We start from the raw sequence: 13,635 nt of genomic DNA on the forward strand, positions 1-13,635 counted from the left end.
CCTGTGAGCGATTCCGCGGCGGCATCAGATTGGGTGAATCCCCTTCGGGACAGCACCGACAAACGGCTTCCGCACATTGCGGGGCCCTGCGCCCTGGTGATTTTCGGTGTTACCGGCGACCTTGCCAGGCGCAAGCTCATGCCAGCCATCTACGACCTCGCCAACCGTGGACTGTTGCCGCCCGGATTCGCTCTGGTCGGGTTCGCCCGGCGTGACTGGACGGACGAGGACTTCGCGAACGTCGTCCTCGAAGCAGTCAAGGACGGTGCTCGCACCAAGTTCCGTCAGGACGTGTGGGAGCGGCTCGCCGAAGGCATCCGGTTCGTGGAGGGCAGTTTCGACGAGGCCGAGGCCTTCCAGAACCTGTCCGACACGTTGTCCACGCTCGACAACGAGCGTGGCATCGGCGGCAATCACGGCTTCTACCTCGCGATTCCGCCCAACGCATTTCCTCAGGTCCTCGAACAGCTGTCTGCCTCCGGTCTCGCGCAGGCCGAGGACGGTCAGTGGCGACGCGTGGTCATCGAGAAGCCGTTCGGTCACGACCTCGAGAGCGCTCGCGAACTGAACGCCGTCGTCAACAAGGTGTTCCCCGAGGACACGGTCTTCCGTATCGACCACTACCTCGGTAAGGAAACGGTCCAGAACATCCTGGCTCTGCGCTTCGCGAACCAGTTGTTCGATCCGATCTGGAACGCGCACTACGTCGACCACGTTCAGATCACGATGGCCGAGGACATCGGCCTCGGTGGACGCGCCGGGTACTACGACGGTATCGGCGCGGCTCGCGACGTGATCCAGAACCACCTGCTGCAATTGCTCGCGTTCACGGCGATGGAAGAACCCATCAGCTTCGAGCCGCTCAATCTGCAGGCGGAGAAGATCAAGGTCCTCTCTGCCACTCGCCTCGCAGAACCCCTCGACGAGACCACCGCCCGCGGCCAGTACGCGGGCGGCTGGCAGGGTGGGCTGCCGGTGGTCGGGCTCCTCGAAGAAGACGGCTTCGCAGCGGACTCCATCACGGAGACCTTTGCCGCCATCACCCTCGAGGTCGACACCCGCCGCTGGGCGGGTGTGCCGTTCTACCTGCGCACGGGCAAACGACTCGGCCGTCGCGTCACAGAGATCGCAGTGGTGTTCAAACGCGCACCGCACTTGCCGTTCGACAAGACGATGACCGAAGACCTCGGCCAGAACGCTCTGGTCATCCGCGTGCAGCCCGACGAGGGCGTCACCATGCGGTTCGGCTCGAAGGTTCCCGGATCGAGCATGGAGGTCCGTGACGTCAACATGGACTTCTCGTACGGTCAGGCTTTCACCGAGTCGTCACCGGAGGCGTACGAGCGGCTCATTCTCGACGTGTTGCTCGGCGAGCCGTCTCTCTTCCCGGTGAATGCCGAAGTCGAATTGTCTTGGGAGATCCTCGATCCCGTCCTCGAGCACTGGGCTGCCGGCGGTAAGCCGGAACCCTACGAGGCCGGAACGTGGGGACCACCGTCTGCGGACGAAATGATGCAACGCACCGGACGCGAATGGAGGCGACCCTAGTGATTCTCGATTTGCCGTCCACCACCACGGTCCAGGTCAGCAAGAAACTGGTCGAGGTACGTAAGACCGGCGGCGCTGTCACCTTGGGGCGAGTGTTGACGCTGGTCGTCTGCACCAGGGACACCGGGAACGCCGAGGAAGCCATCGAGGCCGCCAACGAAGCAAGCCGCGAGCACCCTTGCCGCGTCATCGTGCTTCTGCGTGGCGACGAGCAGAGTGAGCCTCGGCTCGATGCTCAGATCCGTGTCGGCGGCGACGCCGGCGCCTCGGAGGTCGTGGTCCTGCGTCTCTACGGTCCGCTTGCGGATCACGAGAGCAGCGTCGTCATCCCGTTCCTACTCCCCGACACCCCGGTAGTCGCGTGGTGGCCCCTCGAGGCACCCGAGATTCCGGCGAAGGACCCCGTCGGGAGGCTCGCGATACGGCGCATCACCGATGCCACCGGTGCTCCCGATCCGACGGCCACCATCAAGGGGCGACTCGCGTCGTACACCGCCGGTGACACCGATCTCGCCTGGAGTCGCGTCACCTACTGGCGCGCGCTGCTTGCTTCGGCTCTCGATCAGCCGCCGCACGAGAAGATCACCTCCGCAGTGGTCTCCGGTCTCAAAACCGAACCGGCACTGGATATTCTCGCCGGTTGGCTGGCGGCCAAGATCGACGGTCCGGTCATTCGGCGTACGGGTGAGCTGACCGTCGAGTTGAAGCTCGAGACCCGCAGCATTTCCATCAGTCGCCCGCAGGAGGGCACGACTGCAACGTTGATCCGTACCGGTCAGCCCGACGCGCTGGTTTCTCTGGGTCGCCGAGAGACACGCGATTGCCTCGCCGAGGAATTGCGTCGACTCGATCCCGACGAGATCTACGAGGAAGCTCTGGCCGGATTGGAGAAGGTGACCTATGAGTGATGTTGTCGTAGAAAAGTTTTCCGACGCCGGCCAACTCGTCGATGCTGCTGTCGCACGCCTGGTCACGACCATCGTCGAGGCCCAGAAGGCTCGCGGAGTCGCATCCATCGTTCTGACCGGTGGCGGAACCGGGATCGCACTTCTCGAGAAGTTGCGGAATGCTCCCGGCGACATCGACTGGTCTCAGATCGACCTGTACTGGGGTGACGAGCGGTTCCTGCCGTCCGGCGATCCCGAGCGGAACGAAGTGCAGGCACGTGAGGCGCTCCTCGATCATGTGCCGGTCGATCCCGACCGGGTGCATGCGATGGCCGCATCCGACGGTATCTACGACGGTGATCCCCACGGTGCGGCGACGGCGTACGAACAACTGCTGGGCGCTCAGGCACACGGCAATCAGGTTCCGACCTTCGACGTGCACCTGCTCGGCATGGGAGGCGAAGGACACGTCAACTCGTTGTTCCCGCACACCGACGCCGTTCGAGAAGAAGCACGGTTCGTTGTCGCGGTAACGGACTCCCCCAAGCCGCCACCGGTTCGCATCACGCTGACGTTGCCTGCTGTTCGGCGTGCCAAAGAGGTCTGGTTACTCGTCTCCGGTGCAGCAAAGGCCGAGGCCGTTGCCAAAGCGGTTGGTGGTGCCTCGGCCGAGGACTGGCCGTCCGCCGGAGCCACCGGTTTGGTTGCGACGCGTTGGTTCCTCGATACAGACGCTGCCTCGCAGCTTCCGTGATCTGATTTTCACAGATCTGATTTTCACACCGGCCGGGAATCGTCTTCGGGCGATTCCCGGCCTGGTGGAAGGTCGACGACTTTCTCACAGCGGCGAGTTTCGATTACCCGCCGACTCCGGATCAAATGCGAATTTCCTTTTGACGGAACGGAACTCAATCCCGAGATCCCGTTCCTCCAACGGGCACTCTGCCCGACACAACGATTCATCTCTCCCCCTGTTTCGCTCCCCCGAGCAATTACTACCTTGGACGCCGCGGATCAAGGTTCGGTTCCGCAGATCGCCGTCGCTCTTGAACGAAGCAAACCGGACGGGAACAATCGAACAATGTCGTGGACACCGAATCCGGACGCTCTCCGCGGGCGAGTAGCTGTTGTCGCCGGGGCGACGAGGGGCGCCGGACGCGGAATCGCCGCAGCCTTGGGTGAGGCGGGTGCAACTGTCATCTGCACTGGTCGGAGCACATCTGCCGGGATACTTCAGTCGGACTACCCGCGCGGCGAGACCATCGAAGAGACTGCGGAACTTGTCACCGCACTGGGCGGCGTCGGAGTGCCGATTGCCGTCGATCACCTCAAGAGCAAACAAGTGGCTGATCTCGCCGAACGCTTGCGCGCCGACTACGGACACATCGACATCTTGGTCAACGACATCTGGGGCGCGGAATTGCTCAAGGGTGGGCCGGCGGAGTGGAACACACCGGTATGGGAACACGATCTGGACAAGGGCTTTCACATCTTGCGCCTGGCGATCGACACTCACATCACCACGTCGCATCACCTCCTGCCGCTGATGATCGATCGACCTGGTGGACTGGTCGCCGAAATAACCGACGGCACTACCGAATACAACGCGTCGAACTATCGCATCTCGGTGTTCTACGACTTGGCGAAAGTATCGGTGAACCGGCTCGCCTTTTCGCAAGGCCACGAATTGGCCCCGTTCGGATGTACTGCCGTCGCCATCACTCCGGGGTTCCTGCGATCGGAGATGATGCTCGACAATTTTGGTGTCGGCGAATCGAATTGGCGTGACGCGCTGTTGCCGAATCGGGATGGTCCGACTGCGCCACCGGATTTCGCACGCTCCGAGTCACCGAGATTCATCGGACGTGCGATCGCGGCCCTCGCCGCCGATCCGAACCGCAAGCGATGGAATCAGCGATCTGTCAGTTCCGGCGAACTCGGAACCGACTACGGGTTCACCGACGCCGACGGGAGCCAACCCGATTTTTGGCGGACCAACTGAATCCGACTGCGATTAGGATCCGAGCATGGCCGAATTCGCGACGATCGACGGATACATCGCGTCGTTTCCCGCCGACGTGCAACCAGCCCTCGAAAGCATCCGCGAGACGATTCACAACACGGTTCCAGGCCTCGATGAAACCATCAGCTATCAGATGCCGACCATGACGGTGAACGGCAAGAACCTGGTTCATTTCGCAGGCTGGAAACACCACATCTCGATGTACCCACTGCCGGCGGGTGACGCAGAGTTCGAGAAGTCCGTCGACCCGTACCGATCCGCGAAATCAACCGTGAAGTTCCCGCTGAACAAACCGATCCCCCTCGATCTCGTGGCTCGGATCGTCGAATTGCTCGCGCAGCGCCACTAGCCTCAGTTCCGGTCGGAGCCTTGTGAGAACGTATGGCCGTGCAGAGACAACCCATCCGCCGCATCAAGGCCGGGCCATCGTCGGGCGCTGACGTAGGCAGTTGGCCGATGACGGTGCCTGCGGTCGCGCAGATCGTTGAGGACGGTCTCGAACTTCCACCGGGTGTCACGATTTTGGTCGGCGAAAACGGAGCCGGGAAGTCGACCGTCATCGAAATTCTTGCCGCCGTTCTCGGGCTCAATGCCGAAGGCGGGTCGACCAATACGCGGCATCAGACCCGATCGAGTGAACCGGGCGGCCTCGGCCTTCTGGTCGAGCGGAGCCCCGGCGCGTCGAAATGGGCGTACTACCTTCGGGACGAAACCTTGCACGGGTTGTACACGTACCTGGAGGACAACCCCAATCTCCGGCACCCTGAACCGCAGTATCATCAGCTTTCCCATGGAGAAGCGCTGCTCGAGATCTTGTCGTCGAGGACCTCCGACGGCGGGTTCTATCTCATCGACGAACCCGATGCCGCCCTCTCCTTCCAAGGAACGTTGACGCTCGCCGCGTTGCTCGGTGAGCTGGTGGACTCCGGCGCACAGGCAGTGATCGCGTCGCACTCGCCGATCATCGCGGCGCTCCCGAACGCCAACCTGCTCGAGATCGGCGAATGGGGAATCAGAACCGCAGGATGGGAAGACCTCGATCTCGTCTCGAACTGGCGACGGTTCCTTCACGACCCACAGACGTACCTGCGCCACCTGATCTAACCTGGAACTCCACCCCCCAGGAGGCCTCCATGGCATACGACAAAGCGCTAGCTGAGCGTATCCGCGACGCGCTCTCGGGCGAGGACGACGTCGAGGAAGTAAAGATGTTCGGTGGCCTGAGTTTCATGGTCAACGGGAAGCTGGCCGCCAGCGCGAACTCACACGGCAACATCATGGTTCGTTGTGCCCCCGATCGTGTCGACGAGCTTCTGACGCACAAGGGTGCAAGTTGGCCCGAGATGCGGGGTAAGCCGATGAGCAAGGGATGGATCGTCGTCGACCGAACCGGAACGAGTTCGAACGTCGAATTCAATGCGTGGATCAAGGAAGCGCTGGACTTCGTTCACTGACTGGTACTGCCGGTTCGATCAATTTCGGTCGATTCGGCAAAAGTGAACTGGGCGGCCCTTAGACTCCGGAAAAGCATTGGATTGGGCGCCTCGACGCCGCGGAGGAAAGGTGGTCCGTCCCGTGACGTTCACACCCAATCAGCCGGATCACCAACGCGCCTTCGGCTTTCAGCCGCCGACGACCCGCGCAATTCCCTCCCTCATGCCCGACCGTTTCGGACCGAATCTCGTCGGATCGTTGTGGGCGTGCGCCGGAATCGTCGCCGGCAGCCTCGGCCCGTGGACGTCGTCTTCCGCCCTCGACCACAGTGGTATCGACGAATGCGGGGCGATCACTCTCGTCCTCGCGATGTGCGCGGTCACTGCACTGATCGCGATCATGGTCCGCGACGTCACCCCCGAGATGAAAAATCACTGCACCGGACCGCTGGTGGGGATCGCTGTCTTGATCGTTGCCGTCGGAAACGCCGCGGCCATCGTGGGACGTAGTCCCGAGGTCACCTGGCCGTCCATCGGGTGGGGACTGTGGGTGGTCATCGCGTCCGCAGTGATCCTGTGCATCACGTCGTCGACCGTCGCGCACATGATCAGGTTTCAGGCAGCAATGATCACAAGGTCTTGATCAACCCGCCGTCGATCACGAAATCCGCGCCTGTCACGTTCCCCGCACGATCGCTGGCGAGGAACAACACCAGGTCGGCAACCTCTTCGGGGAAGGTGAACCGCCCAGTCTCGGCGCCGGCCGCGGCGCTTTCGACGATGTCGTCGGCGGCTGATCCACTCGCCTTCGCCAACGTCGATGCCACACCGTGCTTGCCTAGCCACAACTCCGTTTGCACCGGCCCAGGACTGACGGTGTTGACGCGGATCCCTTTCCCGCCCAGCTCTTTCGACAACGACTTCGAGAAGTTGGTCAGCGCTGCTTTAGCGGCGCTGTAGTCGATCACCGTGGGGTCGGGCAGGAAGGCGTTGACCGAACTGATCGTCACGATGCTCCCGCCGCCGCGGCGGATCAACTCCGGTAACGCGGCGCGAACCGTGCGCACAGCCGACAAGAACGTCAGATTGAACGACGACGCCCACTCGTCGTCCGTGATACTTGCGAAACCACTGGTTCTCGGAGTGACAGCACCGACGTTGTTGACCAGGATGTCCACGCCGCCCCTGCCTGCTGCGACCTCGAGCAGTCGAGTTGAGCCTTCGGCACTCGCCAAATCGACCGCCACAAACGTGATACAGCCCCCGGACTGCAGCGATTCGAGTTCCGGTGAGAGCGTCCGAGAGCCGGCGACAACATGGACGCCCTCGGCTACCAACGCCCGCGTGACAGCCAGTCCGATGCCCTTTCCCGCGCCGGTGACCACGGCAGTTCGCCCGTCCAATTGCAGATCCACTGCGGTCCCCGTTCGGTCTTGTGCGCAGCGGGAGGTGTGCGTGCGACAGCCCTAGAGTCGCCGCACGCACACCGTGGTAAACCTGCCGGCCTATCCGCTGTCATTCCTAGCCACTGTTACACCTAGCCACTGTTACGAAGTGCAGTGGCCAGGCCGTTCATCGTCAGTTGGATGCCTCGACGTACTTGATCGCTCTCGTCGCCGGACCGGTATCGACGGATCAACTCGACCTGTAGATGGTTGAGAGGTTCGAGGTACGGGAACCGGTTGTGGACCGAACGCTCGAGGCCCGAGTTGTCGGCAAAGAGGTTCTCGTTTCCCGTGATTGCCTTGTACATGCGAATTGTGCGTTCGTGCTCGTCGGTGATCATTCCGAAGACTCGATCGCGTAATTCGGCGTCGGGTACGAGGTCCGCGTAGCGGGCCGCCAAACCGAGATCCGACTTCGACATCACCATGGCCATGTTCGAGAGCACGGTTCGGAAGAACGGCCACTTCTCGTACAGGGCCGTCAACGTGGCAAGCCGACTGTCGTCTCCGTCGATCCATCGTTCGAACGCGGCACCGGTGCCGTACCAACCCGGAAGCATCACGCGAGACTGACTCCACGAGAGCACCCAGGGAATTGCACGCAGGTCGGAGATCGCCTTGGTCTGCTTGCGAGAGGCAGGGCGAGAACCGATGTTGAGTGCCCCGATCTCGGCGACCGGTGTGGACGCTTCGAAGTACTGCACGAATCCTGGTGTGTCGTGCACCAGTTCGCTGTACGCGGTGCGGGCGAGGGCGGCAAGCTCGTCCAATACTGCATAGGCCGCGTCTGCATCGCTGCCGAGACCTTCGACGTCGAGCAACGTCGACTCGATAGTCGCTGCAATCAGTGTTTCGAGGTTGCGATGCGCGAGGCGCGGTTCGGCGTACTTGGCGGCAATCACCTCACCCTGCTCGGTGATTCGCAAAGAACCAGCGACTGCACCGGGAGGCTGAGCCAGAATCGCTTCGTAGCTCGGTCCGCCGCCACGTCCGACCGTTCCACCGCGGCCGTGGAAGAGCCTCAGTCTGATTCCGCTCTTACGCGCGGCATCGACAAGGTCGAGCTCGGCACGGTACAGCGCCCAGTTGGCAGCTAGATAGCCACCGTCCTTGTTGGAATCGGAGTACCCGAGCATCACTTCTTGACTGTCACCGCGGGACCGGACGATCGCACGGTAGATCGGGATGTCGAGCGTCGCCAGCAGTGTGTCGGCGCCGCCCTGCAGATCCTCGATCGTCTCGAACAACGGAACGATGCCGATCGGGCAGGAGGGTTCGCTGCCGACGCCGGGATCGAGCACCCCGACCTCTTTGAGCAGCACTGCGGCCTCGAGCATGTCACTGACCGAGGTACACATGCTGATGATGTAGTTGGGTACCGCACCCGCTCCGAGAACCCGCACTGCCTGTGCGCCGGCTGCCATGATGGCGAGTTCCTTGGTGGTCAATTCACTGAACTCGGCGTCCGGTGAAGTCAGCGGTCGCCTCGTGGTCAGCTCGGCCGACAACAATTCCACTCGCTCGGCTTCCGGCAACGACGCGTAGTCCGGGTGAACGCCGGCCCACGCCAGAAGTTCTGCGACGACGCTTTCGTGAACCTCGGAGTTCTGCCGCATGTCCAGGCCGGACAGGTGAAAGCCGAACACCTCCACCGCTTCTCGGAGCCGATCGAGTCGATCGTCGGCAATGGTCTCGTCGCCGAAACGACGCAGCGAGGTGTCGATGATTCCGAGATCCCGCTGTAGTTGTGCCGGATCGGTGTACGCCTCGAGACCGTCATCGGAACCGTGAGCGGGCAACTCCCCCAGCACCGACAATGCGGTGGCGCTCAATCGCCCACGGATACCACGAATCGCGCGACGGTACGGCTCGTCGGCCCGGAATGCCGAATCGTCGCCGGAAGTGGACGCCAGCAGATCGAGTTCGGGCGTGACGGAAACCAGCCGCGCCGACATCGACAGTTCACGCTCGAGATGTTCGAGTTCCTCGAGGTGATGCTCGAGAGCAGTCGCCGCAGCGCGCGACGTGGCGCGCTGGACGATTTCGCCGGTCACGTACGGATTGCCGTCTCGGTCACCGCCGATCCACGAACCCGGCCTCAGGATCGGTTCCGGCAGGAGCCCGGCGTCCGGCCAACGAGTGCGCAGAGCTTTGCGAACCTCGGCGTTGATCTTCGGAATCACCTCGAACAACGCTGCGTCGTAGTAGCGCAGGCCTACCTCGATTTCATCCTGGATGCGGAGGCGGCTGAGCCGGATCAGAGCCGTCTGCCACAGGGTCAGGATCTGACGGCGCAATTGCAGATCGACATCAGCGGTTTCTGCGACGCTCAGCGCCGTGCGCTCGCGGTATCGCATCAACTCGGTGATCCGACTCTGCGTCTCGAACACCGTACGGCGTCGAGTCTCCGTCGGGTGAGCGGTGATGACGGGTGAGACCAGGGCGCCCCGAAGCGCTTCTTCGACGGTGGCCGAATCGATATCGGCTGCATCAAGTTTGGTGTACGTGGCCGCGAGAGTGCTGTCGCGGGGAGGTTCCCCCGCGTTGACGTGGATGGCCCGTCGACGCTCGCGATGGATGTCCTCGGCCAGGTTGGCGAGCAGTGCGAAGTGACTGAACGCCCGGATGACGGGAATGGCGTCGTCCGTACTGATTTCGGCGAACAGCGACACCAGTTCGGCGCGATCGATCTCCGAACGACGGACTCGGAACGACTCGACACGGGCTCGCTCGACCAGATCGAACACATTGTCGCCGGCTTGCTCTCGCACTATTTGTCCGAGTATTCCGCCGAGAAGCCGGATGTCTTCGCGCAGCGGCTCGGTGGCCTCTCGCGGTGTTTCTCGATGCGACGCGGTTTCAGTCATCACACAATTATCGACCGAAACAAAGAACCCCGCTCGATAGGCGGGGTTCCGTGTCTGAAATTCGTGTGTGAAAAACTACCGGCTGTAAGTCATGAGCCGAGAATCAGGCGAACTTGATCTCCAGGCCGATGCCGACGATCGAAATGAGCCAGATCAACGCGGTGAAGACCGTCAACCGGTCGAGGTTCTTCTCGACAACAGTCGATCCGGACAGGCTGGACTGGACACCGCCACCGAACAGACTCGACAAACCGCCGCCCTTACCGCGATGCAGGAGCACCAAGGCGATGAGGAGCAAGCTGGTGATGACCAGCAGGATATCCAGGAACAGTTTCATGTCTGTCTACGTCCACCAATCCAATAGGGACAACTACAACCGATAACACCATACAGGCGCGCACAGATAGCCTGACCACATACCCGCCTTGCACACACCTCTGCACCCGGCCAGGCACGACTCTTGGTCAGTGGCATCGATCACACCGTCGAGATACCGATTCAGTAGTTTTTCAGTTGACGCGACTCTACCTCCGAAAGGCCCGTTCCATGCTTTCCGACACTGCCCTGCCTGACACTGCCCTGCCCGACACTCCACGTCTGGCTTCGATTCACAACTTCCGCGATGTGGCCGGCCACGGGTACGTCACGACCAGTGGACAGGCGATGAGCCGAGGAGTCTTCTACCGCGCAAACGTTCTGACACCCTCGCCCGAGGATCTCGCAATCGTGGAATCGCTGGGGCTGACAGCCGTCTACGACGTTCGATCCGAAACCGAAGCCAACGAAACTCCCGACATCGTGCCAGCTCCGGCGATGTACGCCCACATTCCCATCCTGTCCGGCAACATCCACGCCGAAGCAATGGCTCTCCGAACAGCTGACGCTGCAACAGCTTTCATGCAGAACATCAATCGTAGTTTTGTCGCGGATCCCGTCACTCGGAACGGATTCTCGCAGTTGTTCGCCGCCCTGGCGACCACCGAGGGGCCGCAGCTCTTCCACTGCACGGCGGGCAAGGACCGAACAGGTTGGGCGGCAGCACTACTGCAGACACTCGCCGGTGTACCGCGCGAAACGATCACGGCGGACTACCTGCTCACGAATACGTACTCGGCCGAGTACATCGATGCAACAGTCGCGAAGATCGCCGCTGCCACAGATGCAGACAAGGGCGAGGTCATCCGATTGCTGCTTTCCGTCGACGCGAGTTACCTGGGCGCCGCCTTCGAAGAGGTGGACCACCACTACGGGACCGTCGAGAACTATCTGACCGCCGGGTTGGAGCTTGCTCCCGAACTCGTCGGCGCTTTGGAAAGCAAACTCCTGAGCTGACTCGCGAAAAAACTGCGGGCGTGTGACCTACTCGGTCACACGCCCGCAGTTTCAGTCTCGAGCAGTTTCAGCTCACGACCCGATCACATCACGGGAGTGGACCGCCTGCAGCGATCGCAGACAGTGTCGCGAACTCGTCAGCCTTGAGTGACGCGCCGCCGACAAGAGCACCGTCGACGTCGGTCTGGCCGACGATCTCTCCGACGTTCTTGGAGCTGACGCTACCGCCGTACAGGACGCGAACGCCGGCTGCGACCTCGGCGTCGGCAAGTTCGGCGACTGTTGCTCGCACCGCAGCGCACACTTCCTGTGCATCTGCGGCAGAAGCGACCCGGCCGGTGCCGATAGCCCAGACAGGCTCGTACGCGATGACGATCTTGGAGATCTCCTCCGCGCTCAGACCCGCCAACGAACCCTTGAGCTGGTCGACGTTGTAGGCGACGTGATCGCCGGCCTCGCGGATCTCGAGGCCTTCGCCGATGCACACGATCGGCGTGAGGCCGTTCTTGAGAGCGGCCTTGGTCTTCGCGAGGACGGTCTCGTTGGTCTCACCGTGAAGGGTGCGACGCTCCGAGTGACCGACCACGACGAAGGTGCAACCGAGCTTGGCCAGCATGGAGCCGCTGATCTCGCCCGTGAACGCACCCGAGTCATGAGCCGAGACATCCTGCGCGCCGTACGTGAGGAGGAGCTTGTCGCCCTCGATCAGCGTCTGGACGCTTCGGATGTCGGTGAACGGCGGGATAACCGTGACGTCCACTTTGTCGAAGTACTTCGCAGGCAAGGAGAAAGCGATCTTCTGCACCAGGGCGATAGCCTCGAGGTGGTTCAGATTCATCTTCCAGTTGCCGGCGATCAACGGCTTACGTGCCATGTCGGATCAGCCTTCCAGTACTGCGATGCCGGGCAGCTCTTTGCCCTCGAGGTACTCGAGGGAAGCGCCACCACCGGTGGAAATGTGCGAGAAGCCCTCGTCCGGGATACCGAGCTGACGAACGGCTGCTGCGGAGTCGCCGCCGCCGACGACGCTGAAGGCACCCTTCTCGGTTGCCTCCACGATTGCCTCGGCGACACCGCGGGTGCCTGCCTCGAACTTCGGGAACTCGAACACGCCCATCGGGCCGTTCCAGAACACAGTCTTGGCGCCGGTCAGGATCGCGGCAAAGCGCTTGACCGACTCGGGTCCGATGTCCAGACCCATCCAACCGTCGGGAATCTCGTCGAACGGAACGATCTTCGACTCGGCATCGGCCGAGAAGGAGTCCGCGACAACAACATCCTGAGGGATGTGGATGACGTCGGCGTACCGGTCGAGGAGATCCTTGCAGGTCCCGATCATGGACTCTTCGCACAGCGAATTGCCCACGGACACACCCTGAGCCGCGAGGAACGTGTAGAACATTCCGCCGCCGATCACCAGAGTGTCGACCTTCGGTGCCAGTGCCTCGATGACGGCCAGCTTGTCCGAGACCTTGGAGCCGCCGAGCACCACCGCGTACGGACGCGCCGCGTCCTGCGTGAGCTTGGCGAGCACCTCGACCTCGGCGCCGACGAGGTAACCCGCGTAGTGCGGGAGCAGCTTCGCGACGTCGAAGACCGACGCCTGCTTGCGGTGAACAACACCGAATCCGTCGGAGACGAATGCGCCGTCGTCACCGACCAGCTCGACGAGAGCCTGGGCGAGCTTGACCCGCTCGGCTTCGTCCTTGCTGGTCTCGCGAGGGTCGAAACGGATGTTCTCGAGCATCAGGACGTCACCGTCGGTGAGTCCTTCGGAACGAGCCAGCGCGTCCTGTCCCACGACGTCACCGGCGAGTTGCACGTTGCGACCGAGGATTTCGGCCAACTTCGCAGCAACCGGTGCGAGGGAGAACTTGGGATCGGGCTGACCGTCGGGGCGCCCGAGGTGCGCGGTCACGATGACCTTCGCTCCACCCTCGGCAAGTGCCCGCAGGGTGGGAGCGGACGCGACGATGCGGCCCGGGTCCGTGATTTCTCCGCCATCCAACGGGACGTTGAGGTCGGAACGCACCAGTACGGTGCGCCCCTCGACCCCAGCGTCCAGCAGATCCTTCAGCGTCTGAACTGCCACTGTTATCG

General features: G+C 62.3%; 14 protein-coding genes. 9 read left to right on the plus strand and 5 right to left on the minus strand.

All coding sequences use genetic code 11. The annotated features are described in order from the left end of the window. Positions 1-3 precede the first annotated feature (3 nt). The 8 genes from zwf to ACFWEM_RS09640 all read left to right on the plus strand — a co-directional run bounded on the left by zwf (position 4) and on the right by ACFWEM_RS09640 (position 6,534). Positions 4-1,548, plus strand: coding sequence for a glucose-6-phosphate dehydrogenase (zwf, locus tag ACFWEM_RS09605; protein WP_378533115.1), 1,545 nt, complete (start codon positions 4-6; stop codon positions 1,546-1,548). Further along, a complete protein-coding gene (gene opcA / locus ACFWEM_RS09610) occupies positions 1,548-2,456 on the plus strand; it encodes a glucose-6-phosphate dehydrogenase assembly protein OpcA (protein WP_095970270.1) in 909 nt (302 codons plus the stop codon). Before zwf ends, opcA begins: the two co-directional genes overlap by 1 nt. Then, complete coding sequence (gene pgl, locus ACFWEM_RS09615) at positions 2,449-3,189, plus strand: 6-phosphogluconolactonase (RefSeq protein WP_378533117.1); 741 nt, start codon at positions 2,449-2,451, stop codon at positions 3,187-3,189. The genes opcA and pgl overlap by 8 nt, the downstream gene beginning before the upstream one ends. Before the next feature lie 327 nt (positions 3,190-3,516). Further along, a complete protein-coding gene (locus tag ACFWEM_RS09620; RefSeq protein ID WP_378533119.1) occupies positions 3,517-4,437 on the plus strand; it encodes an SDR family oxidoreductase in 921 nt (306 codons plus the stop codon). 25 nt (positions 4,438-4,462) lie between these two features. Further along, entirely contained in the window at positions 4,463-4,807 is a 345-nt protein-coding gene (locus ACFWEM_RS09625; protein ID WP_378533121.1) for an iron chaperone, read from the plus strand. Between the two features lie 32 nt (positions 4,808-4,839). Then, a complete protein-coding gene (locus ACFWEM_RS09630; protein WP_378533123.1) occupies positions 4,840-5,562 on the plus strand; it encodes an AAA family ATPase in 723 nt (240 codons plus the stop codon). A gap of 29 nt (positions 5,563-5,591) precedes the next feature. Beyond that, the gene (locus ACFWEM_RS09635; RefSeq protein WP_230815565.1) at positions 5,592-5,912 is read left to right on the plus strand and encodes a TfoX/Sxy family protein; all 321 of its coding nucleotides are present in this window, start codon (positions 5,592-5,594) and stop codon (positions 5,910-5,912) included. Positions 5,913-6,033: 121 nt separating this feature from the next. Then, positions 6,034-6,534 carry a hypothetical protein gene (locus tag ACFWEM_RS09640; protein ID WP_378533125.1) on the plus strand — a complete coding sequence of 167 codons (501 nt, stop codon included), beginning with the start codon at positions 6,034-6,036 and terminating at the stop codon, positions 6,532-6,534. On the opposite strand, the gene ACFWEM_RS09645 is transcribed toward ACFWEM_RS09640, so the two are convergent. The 3 genes from ACFWEM_RS09645 to secG form a co-directional block, all read right to left on the minus strand. After that, positions 6,521-7,306, minus strand: coding sequence for an oxidoreductase (locus ACFWEM_RS09645; RefSeq protein WP_378533127.1), 786 nt, complete (start codon positions 7,304-7,306; stop codon positions 6,521-6,523). The two genes, ACFWEM_RS09640 and ACFWEM_RS09645, sit on opposite strands and share 14 nt — an antisense overlap. 122 nt (positions 7,307-7,428) lie before the next feature. Beyond that, a complete protein-coding gene (gene ppc / locus ACFWEM_RS09650) occupies positions 7,429-10,203 on the minus strand; it encodes a phosphoenolpyruvate carboxylase (RefSeq protein ID WP_378533129.1) in 2,775 nt (924 codons plus the stop codon). 103 nt (positions 10,204-10,306) lie between these two features. Further along, positions 10,307-10,540 carry a preprotein translocase subunit SecG gene (gene secG, locus ACFWEM_RS09655; RefSeq protein WP_003944946.1) on the minus strand — a complete coding sequence of 78 codons (234 nt, stop codon included), beginning with the start codon at positions 10,538-10,540 and terminating at the stop codon, positions 10,307-10,309. A gap of 209 nt (positions 10,541-10,749) precedes the next feature. Here secG and ACFWEM_RS09660 point away from each other — a divergent pair, with 209 nt between their 5' ends. After that, positions 10,750-11,535 carry a tyrosine-protein phosphatase gene (locus tag ACFWEM_RS09660; RefSeq protein ID WP_378533131.1) on the plus strand — a complete coding sequence of 262 codons (786 nt, stop codon included), beginning with the start codon at positions 10,750-10,752 and terminating at the stop codon, positions 11,533-11,535. 88 nt (positions 11,536-11,623) lie between these two features. On the opposite strand, the gene tpiA is transcribed toward ACFWEM_RS09660, so the two are convergent. Together tpiA and ACFWEM_RS09670 are read right to left on the minus strand one after the other, a co-directional pair. After that, complete coding sequence (gene tpiA, locus ACFWEM_RS09665; RefSeq protein WP_214886570.1) at positions 11,624-12,409, minus strand: triose-phosphate isomerase; 786 nt, start codon at positions 12,407-12,409, stop codon at positions 11,624-11,626. Between the two features lie 6 nt (positions 12,410-12,415). Then, positions 12,416-13,627: a phosphoglycerate kinase gene (locus ACFWEM_RS09670; protein ID WP_378533134.1), complete on the minus strand. Its 1,212-nt coding sequence runs from the start codon at positions 13,625-13,627 to the stop codon at positions 12,416-12,418. Between the last annotated feature and the right edge of the window lie 8 nt (positions 13,628-13,635).

This window comes from Rhodococcus sp. NPDC060176, from assembly GCF_042728675.1.
Lineage (GTDB): Bacteria > Actinomycetota > Actinomycetes > Mycobacteriales > Mycobacteriaceae > Rhodococcus_F.